At 34.3% G+C, this 21,796-nt stretch carries 19 protein-coding genes; 17 read left to right on the top strand and 2 right to left on the bottom strand.

What is annotated here, in order from left to right; translation table 11 throughout:
* Positions 1 to 25 precede the first annotated feature (25 nt).
* From celB to F5ESL0228_RS02010, 6 genes are all read left to right on the top strand, one after another.
* Positions 26 to 1,375, top strand: coding sequence for a PTS cellobiose transporter subunit IIC (celB, locus tag F5ESL0228_RS01985; protein WP_122022683.1), 1,350 nt, complete (start codon positions 26 to 28; stop codon positions 1,373 to 1,375).
* A gap of 100 nt (positions 1,376 to 1,475) precedes the next feature.
* A complete protein-coding gene (locus F5ESL0228_RS01990; protein WP_122022684.1) occupies positions 1,476 to 2,060 on the top strand; it encodes a hypothetical protein in 585 nt (194 codons plus the stop codon).
* A gap of 84 nt (positions 2,061 to 2,144) precedes the next feature.
* A complete protein-coding gene (locus F5ESL0228_RS01995) occupies positions 2,145 to 2,615 on the top strand; it encodes a DNA starvation/stationary phase protection protein (RefSeq protein ID WP_122017854.1) in 471 nt (156 codons plus the stop codon).
* Positions 2,616 to 2,731: 116 nt separating this feature from the next.
* A complete protein-coding gene (gene rpiA, locus F5ESL0228_RS02000) occupies positions 2,732 to 3,424 on the top strand; it encodes a ribose-5-phosphate isomerase RpiA (protein WP_122022685.1) in 693 nt (230 codons plus the stop codon).
* 119 nt (positions 3,425 to 3,543) lie between these two features.
* Positions 3,544 to 4,464 carry a nucleoside hydrolase gene (locus tag F5ESL0228_RS02005; RefSeq protein ID WP_122022686.1) on the top strand — a complete coding sequence of 307 codons (921 nt, stop codon included), beginning with the start codon at positions 3,544 to 3,546 and terminating at the stop codon, positions 4,462 to 4,464.
* 12 nt (positions 4,465 to 4,476) lie between these two features.
* Positions 4,477 to 5,202, top strand: a complete 726-nt coding sequence (locus F5ESL0228_RS02010) for a GntR family transcriptional regulator (RefSeq protein ID WP_122017857.1) — start codon at positions 4,477 to 4,479, stop codon at positions 5,200 to 5,202.
* Between the two features lie 34 nt (positions 5,203 to 5,236).
* On the opposite strand, the gene F5ESL0228_RS02015 is transcribed toward F5ESL0228_RS02010, so the two are convergent.
* Both F5ESL0228_RS02015 and F5ESL0228_RS02020 read right to left on the bottom strand, forming a co-directional pair.
* On the bottom strand, positions 5,237 to 5,596 hold the full coding sequence (locus F5ESL0228_RS02015; protein ID WP_122022687.1) for a bacteriocin immunity protein: 360 nt from the start codon (positions 5,594 to 5,596) through the stop codon (positions 5,237 to 5,239).
* 7 nt (positions 5,597 to 5,603) lie between these two features.
* A complete protein-coding gene (locus F5ESL0228_RS02020; RefSeq protein ID WP_122022688.1) occupies positions 5,604 to 6,368 on the bottom strand; it encodes a DeoR/GlpR family DNA-binding transcription regulator in 765 nt (254 codons plus the stop codon).
* A gap of 281 nt (positions 6,369 to 6,649) precedes the next feature.
* Between F5ESL0228_RS02020 and F5ESL0228_RS02025 the strand changes: the two genes are divergently transcribed.
* The 11 genes from F5ESL0228_RS02025 to F5ESL0228_RS02075 all read left to right on the top strand — a co-directional run bounded on the left by F5ESL0228_RS02025 (position 6,650) and on the right by F5ESL0228_RS02075 (position 21,796).
* Positions 6,650 to 9,049, top strand: a complete 2,400-nt coding sequence (locus F5ESL0228_RS02025) for a phosphoketolase family protein (protein ID WP_122022689.1) — start codon at positions 6,650 to 6,652, stop codon at positions 9,047 to 9,049.
* A gap of 197 nt (positions 9,050 to 9,246) precedes the next feature.
* On the top strand, positions 9,247 to 10,443 hold the full coding sequence (locus tag F5ESL0228_RS02030; protein WP_122022690.1) for a bifunctional UDP-sugar hydrolase/5'-nucleotidase: 1,197 nt from the start codon (positions 9,247 to 9,249) through the stop codon (positions 10,441 to 10,443).
* Between the two features lie 10 nt (positions 10,444 to 10,453).
* Entirely contained in the window at positions 10,454 to 11,626 is a 1,173-nt protein-coding gene (locus F5ESL0228_RS02035; RefSeq protein WP_122022691.1) for a nucleoside transporter C-terminal domain-containing protein, read from the top strand.
* Between the two features lie 177 nt (positions 11,627 to 11,803).
* Positions 11,804 to 14,473 (top strand): calcium-translocating P-type ATPase, PMCA-type, encoded by a 2,670-nt coding sequence (locus tag F5ESL0228_RS02040; protein WP_122022692.1) that lies wholly within the window; start codon positions 11,804 to 11,806, stop codon positions 14,471 to 14,473.
* A gap of 261 nt (positions 14,474 to 14,734) precedes the next feature.
* On the top strand, positions 14,735 to 15,472 hold the full coding sequence (locus F5ESL0228_RS02045) for an amino acid ABC transporter ATP-binding protein (RefSeq protein ID WP_305017786.1): 738 nt from the start codon (positions 14,735 to 14,737) through the stop codon (positions 15,470 to 15,472).
* 11 nt (positions 15,473 to 15,483) lie between these two features.
* Entirely contained in the window at positions 15,484 to 16,299 is an 816-nt protein-coding gene (locus tag F5ESL0228_RS02050) for a glutamate ABC transporter substrate-binding protein (protein WP_122017864.1), read from the top strand.
* Positions 16,296 to 16,934, top strand: a complete 639-nt coding sequence (locus F5ESL0228_RS02055; protein WP_122022693.1) for an amino acid ABC transporter permease — start codon at positions 16,296 to 16,298, stop codon at positions 16,932 to 16,934. Before F5ESL0228_RS02050 ends, F5ESL0228_RS02055 begins: the two co-directional genes overlap by 4 nt.
* A 15-nt stretch (positions 16,935 to 16,949) precedes the next feature.
* On the top strand, positions 16,950 to 17,603 hold the full coding sequence (locus F5ESL0228_RS02060) for an amino acid ABC transporter permease (protein ID WP_122017866.1): 654 nt from the start codon (positions 16,950 to 16,952) through the stop codon (positions 17,601 to 17,603).
* 112 nt (positions 17,604 to 17,715) lie between these two features.
* A complete protein-coding gene (locus F5ESL0228_RS02065; protein ID WP_122022694.1) occupies positions 17,716 to 18,837 on the top strand; it encodes a helveticin J family class III bacteriocin in 1,122 nt (373 codons plus the stop codon).
* A 379-nt stretch (positions 18,838 to 19,216) separates the two neighbouring features.
* The gene (locus F5ESL0228_RS02070; RefSeq protein WP_122022695.1) at positions 19,217 to 20,356 is read left to right on the top strand and encodes a CDP-glycerol glycerophosphotransferase family protein; all 1,140 of its coding nucleotides are present in this window, start codon (positions 19,217 to 19,219) and stop codon (positions 20,354 to 20,356) included.
* Positions 20,357 to 20,365: 9 nt separating this feature from the next.
* Positions 20,366 to 21,796 (top strand): oligosaccharide flippase family protein, encoded by a 1,431-nt coding sequence (locus F5ESL0228_RS02075; RefSeq protein ID WP_122022696.1) that lies wholly within the window; start codon positions 20,366 to 20,368, stop codon positions 21,794 to 21,796.

Consider the following 21,796-nt stretch of genomic DNA (forward strand, 5'->3'; position numbering starts at 1 on the left):
TGCTATATTGAAGGGAGTTTTAAAAATGGCAGAAGCAAGTAAGAAACCGCTTAAGGAGCGAATTGCCGCCGCAGCTGGAAAATTTGCGGCAACAAGATTTGTGCGGGCAATTATGGATGCTGGTTACAGTGTGATCTCGTTTTCAATTGTTGGAGCGTTTTTCTTAATTTTGACGGTGTTGCCACAGATTATTAATACACCGGGATTTATAAGCTTTTATGCGAATACGATTGGCCGGTTTTCAAATTTATTCCAATCTGTGTATAACGCGACAATGGGGATTATTGCCTTGGTCTTCTCGGGCACCTTTGCTTATTCGTATACTAAAATTTATCATGATGAGGAAAAAATTAACTTAGTCCCGATGAATGGGTTAATGATGTTTTTGATGGCTTTCTTTATCACGGTAGCTGAGTTGGTCTGGAAAAACGGGCGAATGGAATTCGTGCAAGTTTTCAGTAAAACTCAGATGGTTGCTGGCGGTTATGAAGCTAATACCTCGGGTATATATCGGATTGGTGCAGTTGGGATCTTTATTGGGTTAGTCGTAGCTTGGTTGACTGTCCAAATTTATCGCTATACCATTAAGCATAACTGGCAAATTAAGATGCCAGCATCAGTTCCATCTGGCGTTGCTAACTCTTTTAGTGCTTTAATTCCAGCTTTTTGTATTGCTGTAATTATTGCGGCAATCAATGCTGCACTCGTTATGGCAGGGACTGATCTCTTTAAACTATTATTTATTCCATTTTCATTTATCAGTGACATCGCTGATACTTGGTGGGGCTTTTTGATTATCATCTTCCTAATTCACTTCTTATGGTGGTTTGGGATTCATGGAGCAACAATTATCAGTTCGTTTTATACTCCAATTGTTTTAGCAAATATGGTTGCTAATAATCATGGTGCTCACCACGTTTTTGCGGGTGATCCCACCAACTCATTTATTACCATCGGTGGTTCTGGAGCGATGTTAGGTGTTGCTATTTGGTTAGTAATAGGAGCACGTTCAGCTCAATTAAAGGAATTGGGAAAGGTTGAAATTGTTCCGGCAATTTTTAATATTAACGAACCATTAATTTTCGGATTACCGATTGTATATAATATCGATTTAATGATTCCATTTGTTTGTGCACCGCTTGCTTCAGGTATTGTGGCATATTTGGGAATTAGCTCGCATTTGGTGCCAAAAATTATTTTGCAACAGCCATGGCCTACACCTGTTGGCTTAGGTGGTTTTATTGCTACTGCTAGTTGGCAAGGAGGGGTTTTGGCAATTGCGTGTGCAATTGTTGCTTTCCTTGTTTGGTATCCATTCATTAAGCACTATGATAATGTGTTATTAAAGAAAGAGCAGGCAGCAACAGCTGAATAGGGTTATTTAAAATTAAGAGGTTGCCTATAATTTATAGGTGACTTTTTAATTTTAACAAAATGTAGTATATTGCTTTATTAAAAAAGAGAGTGTGTTATATATGTTAACCTTTGGTAAAAAATTAAATTTTCGTCCGTTATTAATTGCTCTATTTTGTTGTTTGTTTTTTGGGTACCTGTCTAACTTAATACTATTAATGATTTCGGAAGAGTTGGGATGGAATTTTCACACGGTTATTTTGAGTGCATTAGTGGGGATCTTGGTCTTTTTATTTATTACATTAATTTATTACCCAAATGTTTTGCAGAATGAATTCAATTACTTCACGATTTCCGATCAAGAAATAACATTTTATGATTATGGTGATCGCTATCAAAAGTTTAAGTTATTATTTTTGGGTAATAATGCCCCAATAAAGCACATTAAACTTGCTGATATTAAGAATGTTCGAATTGTTGGAAAAAATGAAATTAAGAAGATATCATTTCCATTACCTTTTGATATGATGCATATTTATTTTATGGGAATTATTTCAATGCACTTGAATCCATTCGGTTTTGAATTAGAATTAGTCAATGGTCAAAAAATATATTTATCAATCGCTCGAGATCGAATTTATCATTCTGAAGATACGTCTATAAAGGCTACAGAGGCTTTAAATATGATTAAGCAAAGAATGAGTTAAGGTTTGATAAAACCAAATTTTGGTAATGTGTTCGCTTTCTTGTTATGATTAGTTCAGTAATAAACTTAACATGGAGGCTCATAAATGAAATATACTCAAACTAAAGAAATTTTAAACCAATTAGTTGCTGACTTAACTCAGATGCATATGATTGTTCATCAACATCATTGGTATATGCGTGGTAATCGCTTTTTAAAGTTGCATCCATACTTGGATAAGGTAATGGATGAGTTAGCTGATCAATTAGATCAAGTTTCAGAACGATTAATTACACTTGATGGTTCGCCTGTGTCGACTTTAAGTGAAATCGCTGAAAAGACAAAGATTGAGGATGAAAAGGGCAACTGGAATGAGACAATTGATCAGCGCTATGCCAAAATAATTGCCGGATACAAATATCTTGACAAACTTTATGAAAAAGGTATTGAAGTTAGTGATAATGAAGGCGACTATTCAACTAATGATATGTTGACAGGTTTTCATACTGACATTGAAAAACGGATTTGGATGATGTCTGGTGAAATTAATCAAGCACCTGAAATTGATCCAGAATAGGAATTTAATCAAAGACAAGTAGTTACTTGTCTTTTTTTGTGTCTTAATTAATCATAATCTTTGCTATAATAAGAATGATTTACGGGTATAATTGGTTAGAAAAGAGGGTATGTATAGTGAATAAACAAGAACAAGATAATCTAAAAAAACAAGCGGCAGTCAAGGCGGCAAGTTTTGTTAAATCTGGAATGCGGTTGGGTATCGGTACAGGATCAACAGTTGCATTTTTAATTGATGAATTGGGAAGGCGTAAAAAAGAAGAAGGACTAGAACTAGCTAACATTGTTACTACTTCAAGTCGAAGTAAAGGGCAAATGGAAAGTTGGGGCTTCAAAATTGATGAACTAGCGGATGTTGAGCAATTAGATTTGACAATTGATGGAGCAGATCGGTTTGCTGCTAATTTTGATGGTATTAAAGGCGGTGGCGGCGCCTTAACAATGGAAAAAAATGTAGCTGTTAATTCTCAAAAAGTAATGTGGATTGTGGATGAATCTAAATTGTGTACACAGTTAGGCGACTTTGCTTTACCAGTTGAAGTTTTACCAATTTCATGTGAACAAAATTTTAGACGTTTTAAAAATGCGGGCTTAAATCCAGAATGGCGGGTGCAAAATAATAAGCGTTTTGTAACCCATTATGGAAACTTTATTATTGATTTACATGTTGATCCGATTCCAATTCCAGAGGGACTAGCTTGTTATTTGGATCAAACAGTCGGTGTTGTAGAACATGGCTTGTTCTTAAAGATGTGCGATGAAGTAATTATTGCTCATGCAAATGGTGAAATTGAGGATCGAAAAAAATGATTTGTTTAAATAACTATAAAATTTAGAACTAATAATTAAATGGTATTTAAATTCTCACGTCATTTAGGTGATGGATTTGGTATGATAACTTTATAAACTTTTTAAAAGAGGAGAAGCAAATGACTAAAAAACCTGTAATTATTAGTACTGATCCCGGAATCGATGATGTTGTTGCAATTACAATTGCGCTTTTTTCTGGTGAACTTGATGTTAAATTGATTGCTGCAACTTGGGGTAATGTTCCATTGGATAAAACTTTGAATAATACCTTGAAATTGGAAACTTTTTTAAAAACAAATGTCCCCGTTGTTTCAGGTGCTTCCCGTCCCTTACTACGAAATTTGATTGATGCATCCGATGTTCATGGTAAAAGTGGAATGGATGGCTATGATTTTCCTGAACCTGATACAAGTTTGTTGCAATCTAAGCTAGCAGCTGAAGCTATCCATGAAGTTGTAGCAAATAGTCAAGAAAAAGTTACTCTTGTGCAGATTGGTCCAGCAACAGATTATGCACTTTACTTTCGGCAATATCCGGAAGACTTGTCAAGAATTGAACAATTAGTAATTATGGGTGGTGCTATTGGTCGAGGAAATTGGGGTCCATATAGTGAATATAATGTTGCAGGTGATCCAGAGGCAGCACAAATTGTTTTTTCAAGTAATGTTAAAATTTTATTGGCACCCTTAGAACTTGGTCACCAAGCTTTTGTTACCCAAACTACAATGGAAAAAGTTAAAAAACTAGGTCGTGCGGGTGATATGCTCTATCATTTGTTATCTAAGTTAAATGATAAAACGGAAACCAACGGACGTGAAATTTATGACGCGTTGGCAGTTGGAATGCTGCTTAAACCGCAAATGTATGAATTTAAGCCAGCATATGTAGTTGTTGATACAAAAAGTCCCAATGCGTATGGTGCATCAGTGATTGACTTTGATAAATTCTTTAATAAGCCTGCTAATGCGCAGGTCGGAGTTCAAGTAGATCAAGTAGCTTTTGCAGAGTGGTTAATCGATGCAATTAGAAAAGTGAAGTAATTGAGGTAAAGCATGGCAGATTTTGTTTATCGAACAGTGATGCATGATATTAAGCAGAACATATTAGAGAATAAGTACGATGGAATGCGTCTACCTGATGAGCGAAGTCTTGCGGAACATTACCAGGTCAGTCGTTCATCCATGAAGAGGGCAATGGAGCTACTTTCCCAGCAAGGCATTGTTTTTAAAAAAAGAGGCAGTGGCACATTTATTAACCCGTTATATTTAAAAAATCAGTCGCTTTTTCGTTATGAGGGCTCAAATCTGGGTTTAACAGATAGTTTGAAGGTACCAGGAAAAACTCAAGGAATTAAGTTGCTTAATTTTAAAGTTATTAAGGCATCAGATGCTATAGTTCAGGATTTGTTTCTAAATCCAAATGATTTTGTGTATGAGTTTCGCCGTTTACGGTTGTTAAATAAACAACCTTTTTTGATTGAAACAGGATATTTGCCAATTAAAGTGGTACCTGAATTGAAACCAGAACACTTAAAAAATTCGTTATTTAATTACTTAGAAGATACTCAAAATAAGGTTGTTACTAAAGCTTTTTTAAATATTACGGTTGAACCTTCAAGTTCTGAGGATCAGAAATGTTTAAGACTTAAGCCAACTGAGCCTGTTGGAGTAATGGAAGGAATCTTTTTCCTTGATGATGGAACGCCTTTTGAGTTTTCAAGTATGCGAATACATTATCAATATATGCGATTTAATACCTTTGTTAATTTAGACAAATAAAACAGGCAATTGCCTGTTTTTTTGTTATAGTTAACTATTTATCGAGAAATTGTTGATCATCCATAATAGGTCCAGTATAAAGAAATCTAAGGCTGATACCTTTGGATTTGTTACTGAGCAGCTTTAGCAGATGCTGTTGTTCTGAAGATAGGTGAAGATGGTGAATAGTAACGTATGCCTGCAGAAACATTACCAGTTTTGCACAATATGCTTGCGGATGATCGTGAATTTCAAATTTATATATCACTAATCCAATTGCGTCACGTAATTTCTTGTACTTCAAAATGTTTAACTCATTATAAATATTGCTAAAAAAGCTTTGGTAGAATTGCTTTAATATTTGATAAACTTCGTTTAGTGCTTGTTCATCATTTTTGTTATTACTTAGATACATTTAAGAATCACTTTTTCAAAATAGGAATAATTTGAGTTTTTGGTGAAAACTGCTTCTTGATTTCTTGCGGTAAAGAAACATCTGTAATTAGGACATCAACTTGATCAAGAGAAATAGTCATATAAGGAGAAGTATTCTGACTATCGAATTTATGTTTTTCAGCTATTACAATTACTTGTTTAGCTCTAGAGGCAGCAACTCGAATAAGTTCAGCATCGCTCATTTTAGTAAGGTATATCCCATCACTTTTAACATTTGAAGTTCCGATAAAGGCGGTATTGAAGCTCATTCGTTTTAACAATTCTAATGCTGTAACTGAATAATTAAAGCGATGTTCTTTATCAACTTTGCCGCCTAATAACCGAACTTGAGGGAGATTTGAACGCATTAACTCAAGAGTGTTATCAATTGAATTAGTAACTATTTGCACATCAATCCCGTTAATGAGTTCGCATAATTTTTTTAGTGTAGTTGATGGACCGATAAAATCACATTGATTGGGATGAACAAATCTTTTTGCCTTTTCGGCCATTTTTATCTTAAGTGGTGAATCAATTTTATTTCTAGTCAAAAAGTTAGGGACATCATCATGATTAACAGAAATTAAACCACCGTGAACGCGAATGGCTTGACCGGTTGTTGTTAAACGTATAATATCACGCCGTGCTGTATCGAAGGAAACATTAAAATAAGAAGCCAAGTCTCTGGTAACTAGATGATGTTTTTGATTCAAAAGCTGTTTGATTTCATAAAGTCGTTCTTCTTGTGTCATTTTTTTCTCCTACAATTAATTTAACATTTTAATTTGATAAGATTAATGGTTTTAAAGCTACAGATTGTTTAAATTAAGTATTTTTCAGTATTTCGCCATATTAATGCTTAAGTGTAAAAATTATTTATTGTGAATTCAACTCTTATTAGAAGTCAATTCGTATAAACCCTATCATATAAATTGGTTCGTCCCAATTTTTAAAATGGTTGAACTTTAATCAAAAGCTGTTATAATAATGTGTATAAACAAAGAAATAATTTTCAAGACAAGGGAGAATTAATATGGCAGTTGATTACGATTCAAAAGACTTTCTTAAAAGCGTTGATGCTCACTGGCGGGCAGCCAATTATTTATCAGTCGGACAGCTCTTTTTAATGAGCAATCCATTGTTAAAAGATGATCTTAAAGCAAGCGATGTTAAACCTAAGCCAATTGGCCATTGGGGAACAATCTCACCACAAAACTTTATCTATGCCCATTTAAATCGGGTTATTAAGAAGTATGGGTTGGACATGTTTTATATTGAAGGCTCAGGACATGGCGGTCAAGTGATGGTATCTAATTCATACCTCGATGGCTCATATAGTGAGCTTTATCCTGAAATTCAGCAAAATGAAGCTGGAATGACTAAACTATTTAAGCGTTTTAGTTTTCCAGGCGGTTCTGCGTCTCATGCTGCTCCTGAAACTCCAGGTTCAATGCATGAAGGTGGAGAATTAGGCTATTCGATTTCTCATGGTACCGGTGCAATTTTGGATAATCCTGATGTTATTGCCGCCGTTGAAGTAGGCGATGGCGAAGCAGAAACGGGACCATTAGCAGCTAGTTGGTTTAGTGATAAATTTATCAATCCAATTAAAGATGGTGCGATTTTACCGATTTTGCAGATTAATGGGTTTAAAATTTCGAATCCAACTATTGTTTCTAGGATGACCGATGAAGAACTGACTAAATATTTTGAAGGTATGGGTTGGCATCCGTATATCATTTCAGCCTATCAAGGCGGTGAATTTGATGGCTATAAGGATCATATGGAAATTCATGAAGAAATGGCTAAGCTGATGGATACTGTGATTGAAGAAATTAAGGCTATTCAAAGACATGCTCGTGAAAATAATGATGCTTCGATTGTTAATTGGCCAATGATTATTTTCCGTGTACCTAAAGGATGGACCGGTCCTAAATTTGATCTTGACGGCAATCCAATCGAAAATTCATTTAGAGCCCACCAAATTCCAATCCCTGTAGCTCAAGATGATATGACGCATAAAGATATGTTGATTGATTGGCTAAAGAGTTATAAACCAGAAGAACTATTTGATTCAAACGGTGTACCAACCGAATTGGTTACTGCTGATAATGTTACTGGTGAAAGTCGCATGGCTATGAATCCAATTACTAATGGCGGTAAAAATTCTAGGCGACTAAGTTTACCTGATTATCGAAAATACGCTTTAAAATTTGATCAACCTGGTTCAATTGAAGCAGAAGATATGACGGAATGGGCAAAGTATCTAAGCGAAATTGCAGAACTCAATCCAGATAATTTCCGTGGCTTTGGTCCTGACGAAACAAAGTCAAATCGGCTGTTCAAATTTATTGATGAGCAAAAACGTCAATGGGAAAGTTCAATTCATACACCAAATGATGAAAATTTAGCAACGAGTGGACGTTTAATTGATTCACAATTATCTGAACATCAAGATGAAGGTTGGCTTGAAGGATACGTTCTTTCTGGTCGCCATGGGTTCTTTGCCACTTATGAAGCGTTTGGCAGGGTTGTTGATTCAATGTTGACTCAACATATGAAATGGTTAAGAAAAGCCAAAGAACAGTATTGGCGTAAGGATTATCCATCACTTAATTTTGTTGCAACTTCTACCGTTTTTCAACAAGATCATAATGGGTATACTCACCAAGATCCAGGCATATTGACCCATATGTATGAAAAGAATCGGCCAGATCTTGTTCATGAATACTTACCAGCTGATACTAATTCACTTTTGGCTGTTTCTAAAAAGGCCTTTACAGATCGTGAATGCATCAATATTTTGGTAACATCTAAGCAGGAACGCCCACAGTGGTTCTCGATTGATGAAGCAACTAGGATTGCTGAACATGGTTTATCATATATTGATTGGGCTTCAACCGATCAAAATTCTAAGCCAGATGTGATTTTCGCTTCAACAGAAACAGAACCAACTATGGAATCATTAGCAGCAATTGACATTTTACATAAGAATTTCTCTGACTTAAAGATTCGGTACATTAATGTGATTGATGTTATGAAATTGATGAATACTAAGGACAATCCAGAAGCTATTTCTGATGAAGAATTTGAGCAACTATTCCCAAGTGATGTTCCCGTTATCTTTGCATGGCATGGTTATAAGGCAATGATGGAATCAATTTGGTTTGGTCGCGGTCGTAGCAACGTTCATATTCATTGCTATGAAGAAGAAGGCGACATTACTACTCCATTTGATATGCGTGTTGTCAATGAACTTGATCGGTTCCATTTAGCGAAAGATGCTATTTTAAGTGTCCCACGATATGCTTCTAAGAGTACAGGCTTTGTAAATCAAATGGATACGCTTTTAGCTAAACACCATGATTATATTCGTGATAATGGTAAGGATATTCCTGAAGTGACAGAGTGGAAATGGACTGGCTTAGAATAAAGTAAATTTTGTTTAATTAAAATAAAGCGGTTAATTATTTTTGATTGAGGCTAACTCCTATTATCTTAAGGGAGTTAGCCTTTTTGTTTTGAAATACATCTTACATTGTAATTTTTATAAATTTTTGTTGATATTTACGAACAATTTATTATAGAATTTAATTAAATGTTAGGTTTGATACTAAAGTAAAGGAAAAAATGATGACTAAAAAAATTAATGTGTTAACCACAACGGATATCCATGGTTTTATTGCGAACAATGCCCAAGCGCCAGCGTTAGCTTTGCAAGGATTAAAGCAAAAATATCCTAATTCATTATTAATGGATAGTGGTGACTTTTTTGTCGGCAACCCATTGACAACTTTTTTTTGCGATGAGTTACCAATCTCACCGCTAGTAGAGTACGCCAACAAAGTTGGTTTTGACGTTATGGTACCGGGGAATCATGATTTTGATCATGGTGTTCGTTATTTAAAAGAGCAAGTTAAACATTTAACCGCTGATTACGTCTGTTGTAATGCGTTTTCAGATAATGATGAGTTGCTTTTTCCTCCGTTTTCAATTAAAGAGGTGGCAGGTATTAAAGTTGGTGTTATTGGCTTGTTAACAAGCAGAATGTCTATGATTAGTGACTATGATGTAACATCAGGATTAATTGTTAAAGAGGCGTTACCAGAGCTGCAAAAACAAGTTGCGATTTTACGGGATCAAGTTGATCTGGTATTGGTTGGCTATCATGGTGGAATTGAACGTGATCTTACTACCCATAACGAAATTAATTATGCTACTGGTGAAGATGAAACTTTTAAATTAGTAACAAATACACCTGGAATTGATGGATTTAGTTGTGGACACCAACACCGCGTTAACCATGGACAACTCGGCCAAACTTTAGTTGTTCAAGGAGGATATCGTGGAAATTATTTTGGTCACATGGCGTTTGAATTTAATGAGCAAAAAGAAATTAGTACACGTCAAGAAGAAGTTATTGCAACAGATACTCTGCCTATGCAGTCTGGCAAATTTTATAGTGAAGAAGCCTACCAGTCTTGGCTACAAACACCATTGAATTTTGACTACCTAATAAAATTTTTACAAGAAAAATTTGCAAGAAATGAAATGGGAGTTTTTATTAAATTAGAAGGTAAAACCAGAAAACAGGTAATTGATTCTTTTACAATTCCATATGGCGTTAGAATCTATCATTTAAATCAACAGGAATATAAGAAATTTACAAAGCAAAACTGGACCTTGAAGCAAGAAAACTATAAACCGGGGGCCAATGATTTTGTTATTCTCACTAATACATATGATGTACCTGAATATCGTTTAACGGATCAATTTGTAGATAATATTGTTGATGAGTATTCACACTACTTGAAGCAGCACAATTAAGGAGAAAATTATGGGATTAATTGGAATAATATTGGTATTAGGATTGCTTTATTGGGTCAGTTTTGATCGAAAAATGATTGATTATAAATCAATTTTATATTTATTTGTTACTGAAGTTGTAATTTTATTTTTAATATTAAAGACAACGGTTGGTGACTGGATTATTAAGGGTTTATCGAGCAGCTTAAATATTATTAGTGCTTCTAGCAGCAAAGGTGTTAACTTTGTTTTTGGTAATTTGAAAAATCCAGCAGCAGCCTCACAGTTTTTCTTAGATGTGTTGCTGCCATTGATATTTATTTGTGCATTGATTGAATTGTTACAATATCTACGAATTTTACCATTCATTATCAAATATGTAGGTAAAGTACTGAAAAAGCTATTTCATATTGATGAAATTAATGCATTTACAATTTTAAGTTACCCGATTGTAAGTAATGGTGTCTTTGTTCCATTTAAAGATCAAATGAAAGATATGTCGCCTAATCAATTATTTACTTTATCAATTTATACATTGTCAAATACAACGCTGACAATGCTTGCTTCATATATGCATATTATTAAATCGGAATTTATTATTGTGGCGTTAGTCCTTAATCTATTTACTTCGATTATCGTTGCTAAAATCGTTGCCCCCTATGATATATCAAAAGTCAGTTATGAAATTTCTACTCAAAATACGAATCAAAAATCTCTCATTACTAGGCTGATAGACAGCATGAATCTAGGCTTTAAATTAGCAATTAATATTTCAATTTCAATTATTGGTTTCGTTTCTTTAATTACCTTTGTTAATATTATCTTTAAATCGGTTTGCGGTAAAACGTTGACGGCTCTTATAGGCTATGTATGTGCTCCAATTGCATTTTTAATGGGTATAGATGTCCACTCTATTGTTAGTGCTGGTACTGTAATTGCAACTAAGGCTTTTACTAATATTTTTGTTGCAATTAACCAAATTAATATGAATACTGTACCGCTAAAAACTCAAGCAATTGTAAGTGTATTTTTAATTTCCTTTGCCAATTTACCAAATTTAGGAACAACTTTGGGAATTATGCATACAATGGTTGATGACAAACATGGTGAGGCGATTGCAAGTCATGCCTTACGTTTGTTTTTGGTTGCAACGGCAGTCAGTATTATTAATGGTGCTTTAGCGGGACTATTTTACTCATTTTAATTATCATTATTCTTGTTAAAAACAATAAATTTATTTATAATAAAATTAATCATAAGGGAGTAACAGCATTACCTGCGATAAGCCCAACAACCGAAGAAATACTTCTGGACTTATCTTAATTAGTGAGACTTGTGTGTCAGGCATACGAGTCTCTTTTTTTATATTAGGAGGTCAAAAATGCCCCAAAGTTTTTATAATGAAACAACTGAAGAAGTAGCTAAACAATTAGCCACTTCGTGTAATCAAGGTTTGACTGACATTCAGGTTAAACAAATGAGGGAAAAATATGGACCCAATAGTTTAGCCAGTAAAAGAAAAATTAGTATTTGGCAACGTTTTATTGCGCAATTTAAGGATTTTATGATAATCGTTTTGATAATCGCTGCTTTACTTTCGGGATTCGTTGCTCGAGAGTGGACTGATGCAGCAATTATTATGGTGGTTGTCATCTTAAATGCAGTTCTTGGTGTGTTTCAAGAAGCTCGTTCTGAAGAGGCAATTAATGCGCTAAAGAAAATGGCAACACCCAATGCGCATGTGCGGCGTAATGGACAAATTGTTGAAATTCCAAGTACAGATTTGGTTCCAGGTGATATTGTTTTACTTGAGGCTGGTGACGTTGTACCTGCTGATTTACGTTTATCGGTTACAAAAAGTTTGAAAGTTGAAGAATCTACTTTGACTGGTGAATCAGTATCTGTCGATAAATCGGATACTCAAATTGATGAAAAAAAAGTTGCATTAGCTGATCAAGTTAATATGGCCTTTGCTAATACAAACGTTACGTATGGGCGAGGCGAAGGAATTGTTACTCAGACAGGTATGAATACTGAGGTTGGTAAAATTGCAGCAATGCTCAATAATGCTGATGAAACTGATACGCCTTTAAAGCAAAACTTGAATCAATTGGGTAAAACTCTAACACTTATGATTTTGCTGATTTGTGTGGTTGTATTCGCGGTCGGTTTCTTTACTAAAAAGGGAACGGAGCCGACTGATAAACTTGCAATTGACATGTTTTTAGTTGCAGTTTCACTTGCTGTTGCTGCCATACCTGAAGGATTACCAGCAATAGTAACGATTATCTTAGCTCTTGGTACACAAGTTATGGCAAAGCATAAATCAATTGTGCGTAAATTACCCGCAGTTGAAACCTTAGGAGCAACCGATATTATTTGTTCTGATAAGACTGGTACGTTAACTCAAAATAAAATGACGGTTGAGCAAGTATTTTATGATAATCAACAGCATACAGCTACTCAAAAAATTGAAGAATCTAATCATGCACTAATGGTGATGATATTAGCAAATGATTCAAAATTAGATGATAGTAATACGTTGCTTGGAGATCCGACAGAAACAGCTTTGATTCAATATGCGATTGATCATCAAATTGCAGTACCTGAATTATTAAAGAAACACAAGAGAAGACAAGAAGTGCCATTTGATTCAAGCCGCAAGTTGATGAGTACTATTAATCAAGACGATGAACAATATTTGGTTGCAGTAAAAGGTGCTCCTGATCAATTACTTGAGCGCGTGACGCAAATTGAACAAAATGGGCAAATTGTTCCAATTACTCAAAAACAAAAACAATTGATTCTAACTCGTAATAAGGAGATGGCTCAAAAGGCGTTACGTGTTTTAGGCTTGGCTTATAAAAAAGTTGATCAACTTTATGAAGAACCTACAACTAATAATGTTGAGCAAGATTTGGTTTTTGCTGGTTTAGTAGGAATGATTGATCCTGAAAGACCAGAAGCAAAAGAGGCGATTATCGAAGCTCATCAAGCCGGAATTAGAACTATTATGATAACTGGAGATTTTCAGGTAACTGCTCAAGCAATTGCTGAAAGGTTGGGAATTTTAAAGCCTGGCCAAGATGAACAAGTTGTGACAGGTAGTCAATTAGATGAGTTTAGTGATAACTACTTAGAGCAACATGTGCCAGACTTTAGTGTGTATGCACGAGTATCACCAGAACATAAAGTAAGAATAGTTAAAGCTTGGCAGGCTCGGGGAAAAATTGTGGCAATGACTGGTGATGGTGTTAATGATGCTCCTAGCTTAAAGCAAGCAGATATAGGTATTGGTATGGGGATTACTGGGACAGAAGTATCTAAAGGTGCCAGTGATATGATTTTGGCTGACGATAATTTTGCGACAATTGTTGAGGCAGTCAAGCAGGGGCGTAAAGTTTTCAGTAATATTCAAAAAGCGATCTTATATTTAATGAGTTGTAATGTTGGTGAAGTCTTAACTGTCTTCATGATGACAATGTTAGGATGGGACATTTTAGCACCGGTGCAATTATTATGGATTAACTTAGTAACAGATACATTGCCAGCGATTGCGTTGGGACTAGAACCCGTTGAGAAGGGAATTATGAAGCGAATGCCACGGGGGAAAAAATCAAACTTCTTTAGCGGGGGCGTTTCGAGTTCGATTATTTATCAAGGTATTTTAGAAGGTATCCTTGTTTTAATAACTTACCAATTAGGACTAAATTTTGGCCCGCATACTGGCAATGAAAATTTGCAACATGCAGATGCACTAACGATGGCGTTTCTTACTTTAGGATTAATTCAATTATTTCATGCAGTTAATTCTAAGTATATTCATCAATCAATTTTTAATACGAATATTTTTGCTAATAAGTGGTTTAATTGGGCTATTCTGATTTCAGCAATTGTAATGGCTGCCGTTGAATTGCCGTTTATGACTAAATTCTTTGATGTAACTGAATTGAATGCCACTCAATGGTTAATTATCTTATCTGCTGGAGTTTGCATGATTGTGATCGTAGAAATTGTAAAGTTTTGTCAACGACTAGCTGGTAAAAATTAAATATACCTAAATAAAACAGTGCTGTTTTGATGTAAATTTTAAAACAGTGCTTTTTCTTATAATCGTTTAGTATAGCCATAAAAAATGTTCTGGCTGTTTTTTAGAAGTACTGTTTAAACGTTTTTTATAAATTTTTTTGTGTATTACATATAATTTTTTGTTAAAATTGAGCTTATTTTTTAAAGTTCTTAATAGATTATAGTAGAATTTACTAAATACTTAGTTTTTAAATTTGTATTGACTATGAAAGGGGCGATAACAGTGTCGATGATAGAATTCCACGATGTGCAAAAATATTATGGCCATTTTCACGCATTACACGACATTAACTTAGAGATAGATCAAGGTGAAACGGTGGTTTTAATTGGACCTTCAGGTTCTGGTAAAAGCACTTTGGTACGTACTGTAAACGGTCTTGAATCAATTCAAAAAGGCAAATTGATAGTTAATGGCCACGATTTGTCTGATCCTAAAACTAATTTAAATATTCTACGTAGTGATGTTGGCATGGTATTCCAGCACTTTAATTTGTATAAAAACAAAGACGTATTAGAGAATATTATGTTGGCGCCAAGAATTGTTAGTCATATACCTGAAGAAGAAAACAAAAAGCAAGCCATGGAGCTTCTTGAAATGGTTGGTTTAGAGAAATGGGCACACAATATGCCATCACAAATTTCTGGGGGGCAAAAGCAGCGCGTGGCCATTGCACGAACGCTAGCAATGAAGCCAAAATTAATTTTATATGATGAACCAACATCCGCGCTTGATCCTGAGATGATTGATGACGTTTTACAAGTCATTAAAAAGGTTACAAGTGAAAGCGGGATGACGTCATTAATAGTGACACACGAGATGGGTTTCGCAAAAGAAGTTGCCAATCGGGTAATTTTTATGGATAAAGGCACCATAGTTGAAGATGATGATAGTGATAGCTTTTTCAAGCATCCGAAAACGGAACGAGCACGACAATTTCTAAGTAAAATCATTTCACATTAAGGAGGCCAAGTATGAAAAAGAAATTTTGGCTATTTCCGCTAATGTTTTGGGTACTATTTTTGACAGGTTGTGGTCAAAAGATGAATGATCAATCTGTTTTAAATAGTGTACAACAAACCAAAACAATTACCTGGGGTGTCAAAGGTGATGTGAAATTATTTGGGCTAGTTGACGTTAAAGATGGTGAACAAAAAGGCTTTGATGTTGATATGGCTAAACATATCACTAAACATATTTTGGGACCAGATGGTAAAGCAGAGTTCGTAACTACAACTTCTCAATCAAGAATACCTTTACTTAAAAATGGTAATGTTGATGCAGTAATTGCAACCATGTCGATTACTCCAGAACGCAAAAAAGTAATCTCTTTTTCAAATTCATATTTTGATGCTGGTCAATCATTATTAGTCCCTAAGGATTCAAAAATAAAAGGTACCAAGGATCTTAATGGTAAGACGGTCATTGGTGTTGTTGGTGCAAATTCGGTCCAGAATATAAAGAAAGTTGCACCTAAAGCAAAGGTAATTGAACTTCAAGATTATGCTCAAGCAATGAATGCTCTGAAATCACATCAGGGTGATGCATTAACAACTGATAATGGTATTTTATTTGGATTGGCAGTTCAAAATCCTGGGTATGAAGTTCGCGGTGGCACTTTCACTGTTGAGCCGTATGGAGTTGCAGTTAATAAGGGACAAACCTCATTCACCAAGGCTGTGGACAAGGCAGTTCTTGAAATGCAGCATAGTGGTGAATACAATCACTTGATTAAAAAGTGGTTTGGCGATGTTCCGGGATTTAATTATAAGGAGCTGTATCGCCAATGATCAATATATTTTCTAAATTTAGCAATCAGTTGTTAGTAGGATTAGGCTGGACTGTGTTATCTAGTATTATTGCACTGTTTTTTAGTTTAGTCATAGGCACAATTTTTGCAATAATGGAAGTGGTTCCCAACCGAGTAGCACGAATAATCGGACGTTCATATGTTGAAATTATGCGAAATATACCCTTGCTTGTAATTACGATGTTTTTTTATTTGGTTATTCCAATGTATGTCGTTAAAGTAAATGGTTTTACAGCAGGAACAATTGGGCTAACACTGTACACATCAGCATTCATTGCTGAAACAATTCGCTCAGGAATTCAATCAGTTTCAGGCGGACAAATGGAAGGAGCCCGTTCAACAGGGATGACCTATTGGCAGGCAATGAGATATATTATCCTTCCGCAGGCATTCAAAATTGTTATCCCGCCTTTAGGCAATCAATTTGTTAATCTAGTTAAAAACTCCTCAGTACTAGCTTTTGTTGCAGGTTTTGACTTGATGTATCAAGCAAATGCGATTGCATCAACAACTTTTGATACAATTAACAGCTATTTGGTAGTTGGAGTATTATATTTGATTATTACCCTACCAATTAGTTACTATATGCAGCATCTAGAAAAGAAATTAGCTTAGAGGAGGTGCAGTCAAATGCAAAATTGGATTAATGCTTTTACATGGCTTAATTTACGCTTTTTATTGATGGGCCTCTGGGTAACTATATATATTTCCGTGATTTCGGTTATTCTAAGTTTTATTTTGGGTTCAATTTTAGGAATTATTCGCTATTCTAAGATTAAATATTTATCAAAAATAGTTGGGTTTATTATTGATATTATTCGTAATGTTCCATTATTATTGATAATCTTTTTTACCTATTTTGGATTACCTAACTTTGGACTTAGGCCGGAAACGATTCCTGCAGCAATTATTGCGATGACAATTTTTGAATCTAGTATGATTGCAGAAATTGTTCGTTCAGGAATTGATTCTGTATCTAGTGGTCAAATGGAAGGCGCTCGTTCAACGGGGATGTCGTTTGTCCAAGCATTATGGCATATTATTTTGCCACAGGCTTATAAAAATATGATTCCAACAATTATTAGTCAATTTGTTTCTTTGATTAAGGATACATCATTAGCAACGATTATTGTGGTTCCAGAAATGATGCAGCATGCACAAGTAATATATGGCCAAAATGCTAATTATATTTTGCCAATGTTTGCTGCATTAGCAGTGCTATATTTCATTGTTTGTTTTACTCTTTCAGTTATAGGTAATATAATTGGTAGACATTTAACATAATAATAAAACAAATAAGGCTTTTGCTGTTAAGGTAAGAGCCTTATTTATTTTATTTGAATGGCAGAAGCTACTGCTAGAGATTACTAATAATCAAAGGGTAAGGTTATAATTAGTGGGTATTATAATTAAATTAATCAATCCTTTTAGCAAAAGCATCAAGAACTACTTTAGAGTAGGCGATAGATTTGCTTGCATTTGCGATGATGTTTCTTTTAGAAAAGAGGGAGCCACAATTAAACTCGACAATTCGGAGTTCTCATTAACAATTGTTAATGAAATTTTTAACAAATTTCAAGGTTTGCATAATAACGTTATTCAAAAAGGCAATATCGGCAGTAAGTATGTGTATGCTTTGCAATATAACAATCAATACGACCCGCACAATTATGTCTATCGTGCAAAAAAACATCGCTATCCTATTTTTAAAAAAGTTTTCAGTGCATCAAAAATTGCGGGTGGTCATACACAGACATTTATGTATGCTAATCAAAAAAGCAAATGGTTTATTGGTACTAAAAAAAATCAAGCTGGCTGGTCTACACAACTTGCAAGAGTGGAAATTCCTTCTAAAAATCAACATTTTAGTAATACAGAATTTTCTCGACTCGCTTATCTTAACCGAGCCGGACGGGGGTTAAAAGTTGATGATACTAGTGGAATAGATGAATTTAGTAGGTTCACGGGAAAAGACTTTCTAAGATTTGATGCGGCAATTTCACCGCAATATAAAACTTTTCTGTTAGCTACAGTTGATCGAAAAAAAGATAATCTTATTAAAGGTGATAATGGATATTTTATTTTATATGATTTAAACGAGATTAATCAGGCTCTCGATGATACAGATGGTAGTTATGTTAATTTGGGCGAAATACCATATTTAAGTGAATTTTATATTAAGCATATTACTGCTAAGAGTAAAATTGGCTCATTACAAGGATTTGATTTGGATGATAATAATAATGTTTATATTTCAAGTGAGTATGGTCCAGTAAAAGGTGGCGTCAGTAAAAAGCCAAGAAGAATTATTAAAATGCCGTGGGGTGTTTGGGGACAATCAAATATGCGTGAGTGGGAAATTTTAGATTTTGATAATGCAGATATTGATATTCCAGGCTATGCAACGGAGCTTGAAAGTATCCAAGTAATTGCTCAAAATGATTTATACCTGACAATTTCATATCATAATTTTGCTGGAACTACAACGAGAAGTCGTATTTATCGAGTTCGGTGGTAATAAATTGGACTATAACAAACAGAACTAGATCTAATAGATTTGGTTCTGTTTGTTATTAACTCAGTAAGTATCTTTTAATTAAGAAAGTTAAAAAACTAGTTTTGATAAATTTAACAATTTAAAGACTTACAACTGTAGTAAATATAAAAAATGCTTTTCTAGTATTTCATCTTTTGGTTTTTTGGGTAATATAGTAGTAAATAGACAATACTATTAGAATCTGGTAATTAAAACATTCAATGATTTTGAAGATTACATCTGAATCATGCCATACTAGTTTACAATTGCTAAAAAAGTAATAAGCAACATTAAAAAGCTTGAGTTAAGTCTGTTGTTTATTATAATTTGGAATTAGAATAAGGATTGGGAAAGTTTATTAATGAAAAAATTTTTGTTTCGTCTATATTTAAACCTAATGAAACTAGTTGCTCGCTTTACGCGCATCAATAATAAAAGTGTCGTTATCTTGAATGGTGCTGGTCGATCTGGATCGAATGGTTATATATTTGCGAAGTATCTTCAAAAAAATCATCCGGAATATAAAGTCACTGTTGTAGAGCCGTGGCCCTCCTCACATTTGCCCTTTTCAATTTGGCGTAAGATTGGACAGGCTAAATTTATTGTAACAACTCATCAGCCATTTAAAATTCATTCTAGGCAAATAAATGTGCAATTTTGGCATGGTGTTCCACTTAAACGAATGGGTATTATGGCAAATAATACTGATCGAAAAGCTGATCTGCGCAATGTAAAATTATGGCAAAAAAATGTGGATATTGTTTGTTCAAGTTCTGACTTATATGAAACTATGATGAGTGCATGTTGCGCAATTGATACTAGTAAGTATCAGAAGGTCGGCTTTCCTCGTACTGATGCCTTAAAAAATCCAGTGATCACTAAAAAGCAACTTTTGTATGACTTATTTAAGCAAATTGATGATCAAGCTCAGATTGGGATTTATATGCCGACATTTCGCTATGAACTTGAAGATAGTCAAATAATAAATCAAATTAAAGCAGGTAATTTTTTTGCGTTACCGGATTTTGACATTGAGTCGTTAAATCAAAATTTAAAAAGGCAGCATCAATATTTATTGGTTAAATTACATCCGTATGAGCAGAAGATAGTCGGAAATTTTACTAGTCAATATTCCCAAATTGCCTTCCTCAATGATGATTATTTGTTTGAACATGAATGTGATTTGTATGAACTTCTTGGTTCTACTTCATTTTTAATTACCGATTTTTCTTCGATTTATTTTGATTATCTTGCGTTTGATCGCCCTATAATTTTTATTACTAATTTTTTGGCACAATATCAAAAGAAACGGGGACTGCTAATAGGTCCTTACACTAAGGTAGTACCAGGACCGTGTGTTAAAAGTCAAAAAGAGTTGGTAGCTGCTTTATCGGCTCCCAATAATTATCAAACAAAACGACATTATTGGTATAATTTAACAAATCAGGTTCAAGGCGTTTCGGCTTGCGATGCCATTTTTAAGATGATGACTAAAGATTAGAGGAAAGTTGTGAAACGAACTTTTTTAAATATTTTATATAATGCTGTTTATCAGATCTTTCTCGTTTTAGTTCCGCTAATTACGGTACCCTATCTGTCAAGAATTTTGGGTCCTAAAACTTATGGTATTTATAGTAATGTGAACAATATCGTGCAATTTTTAATGATTTTTTGTACTTTATCTGTGTCATATATTGGAATGAGAACTATTTCGCAAGTGCGCTCTTGCGGCAATCAAAAAGATTTGACAGATGCGTTTTGGGGATTGTGGTATTTTCAAGCAATTGCTGGCGTAGTGACAATTGTATTTCTAATCACAGCCGTAAGTTTTTTCCACATTAAATATTGGAATTACTTATTATTAATGGTTCCATATTTAATTTCAGCACAGGTTGATATATCGTGGTTTTTTCAAGGATTAGCGGAATTTGGACGAGTGGTTTTAAAGAACACAGCTGTTAAGCTGGTTTCTGTTGTGCTAATTTTATTATGGGTAAAAAAGCCAGACGACCTTTGGAAATATATGTTGATAATGTCTATTTCAACGATGCTGGGATCCTTTGTTTTTTGGTTTGATATCCATCGTTATATTGGTGTACCGGTTAAACATTTTTATCAGTTTCAGACAACAATTAAGGCAATCATTACTTTATTGATTCCTCAAATAGCAACGCAAGTTTATACATCACTTGATAAACCGATTCTCGGGTTGTTTCAAAATTCCACTCAAGTTGCTTTTTATGATAATTCACAGCGAATTTCAAACATGGTGTTAGGGATAGTTACCAGTATTTCTTTGGTTATTATGCCCAAAATGGCAAGTGAGAGTAAGGAAGAACAACGAATAATTTTAAAAAAATCACTGGAAGCGACTGTAATGCTAGGAACCTTGTTTGCAGTAATTATTATGGCGAATACAAAAGAATTTGTTCCATTTTTCTTTGGTGCTAAGTATATTCCAATGACATCACTAATGTTCTTTTTTTCATTAACAATTATTATGATTCCAATGGGTGGAGTCTTTGCTAATCAGTTTGCACTTGCTAATCATCGTGATCAAGACTATGCCTTACCAGTAATTGTTGGCGCAATTTTGGAAGTGATTTTGAGTTATTTTCTTGATCGCTATTATGGAGCCACGGGCGCGATGATTGCCATATTAGCGACCGAATTGATAGTTTTAATTTTGCGGTTATGGATTGTACGCGATGGGTATGATTTTAAATACTCTTTTAGAGAAGTTCCCAAATATTTTTTAATTTCTGTGATTGTGCTAATAGTTGGAATGGTTATACCACAAATTGTGACATCAGTTTTCTTAAATATGGCAATAAGATCAATTATTATGGCTTGCTTGTATTTTACTTTGATGTTTTTGATGAAGCTTGATTTTAATCAGGATATCATAATATTGTTCAAAAAAATTTTTAGGAGAAGTTAA

The organism is Lactobacillus sp. ESL0228, assembly GCF_003692825.1.
Lineage (GTDB): Bacteria > Bacillota > Bacilli > Lactobacillales > Lactobacillaceae > Lactobacillus.

Excerpts from the sequence above, each read along its gene's own strand:
- celB (WP_122022683.1), top strand. The coding sequence starts at position 26 with ATGGCAGAAGCAAGTAAGAAACCGCTTAAGGAGCGAATTGCCGCCGCA.
- F5ESL0228_RS01990 (WP_122022684.1), top strand. The coding sequence starts at position 1,476 with ATGTTAACCTTTGGTAAAAAATTAAATTTTCGTCCGTTATTAATTGCT.
- F5ESL0228_RS01995 (WP_122017854.1), top strand. The coding sequence starts at position 2,145 with ATGAAATATACTCAAACTAAAGAAATTTTAAACCAATTAGTTGCTGAC.
- F5ESL0228_RS02005 (WP_122022686.1), top strand. The coding sequence starts at position 3,544 with ATGACTAAAAAACCTGTAATTATTAGTACTGATCCCGGAATCGATGAT.
- F5ESL0228_RS02010 (WP_122017857.1), top strand. The coding sequence starts at position 4,477 with ATGGCAGATTTTGTTTATCGAACAGTGATGCATGATATTAAGCAGAAC.
- F5ESL0228_RS02015 (WP_122022687.1), bottom strand. The coding sequence starts at position 5,596 with ATGTATCTAAGTAATAACAAAAATGATGAACAAGCACTAAACGAAGTT.
- F5ESL0228_RS02020 (WP_122022688.1), bottom strand. The coding sequence starts at position 6,368 with ATGACACAAGAAGAACGACTTTATGAAATCAAACAGCTTTTGAATCAA.
- F5ESL0228_RS02025 (WP_122022689.1), top strand. The coding sequence starts at position 6,650 with ATGGCAGTTGATTACGATTCAAAAGACTTTCTTAAAAGCGTTGATGCT.
- F5ESL0228_RS02030 (WP_122022690.1), top strand. The coding sequence starts at position 9,247 with ATGATGACTAAAAAAATTAATGTGTTAACCACAACGGATATCCATGGT.
- F5ESL0228_RS02035 (WP_122022691.1), top strand. The coding sequence starts at position 10,454 with ATGGGATTAATTGGAATAATATTGGTATTAGGATTGCTTTATTGGGTC.
- F5ESL0228_RS02040 (WP_122022692.1), top strand. The coding sequence starts at position 11,804 with ATGCCCCAAAGTTTTTATAATGAAACAACTGAAGAAGTAGCTAAACAA.
- F5ESL0228_RS02050 (WP_122017864.1), top strand. The coding sequence starts at position 15,484 with ATGAAAAAGAAATTTTGGCTATTTCCGCTAATGTTTTGGGTACTATTT.
- F5ESL0228_RS02055 (WP_122022693.1), top strand. The coding sequence starts at position 16,296 with ATGATCAATATATTTTCTAAATTTAGCAATCAGTTGTTAGTAGGATTA.
- F5ESL0228_RS02060 (WP_122017866.1), top strand. The coding sequence starts at position 16,950 with ATGCAAAATTGGATTAATGCTTTTACATGGCTTAATTTACGCTTTTTA.
- F5ESL0228_RS02070 (WP_122022695.1), top strand. The coding sequence starts at position 19,217 with ATGAAAAAATTTTTGTTTCGTCTATATTTAAACCTAATGAAACTAGTT.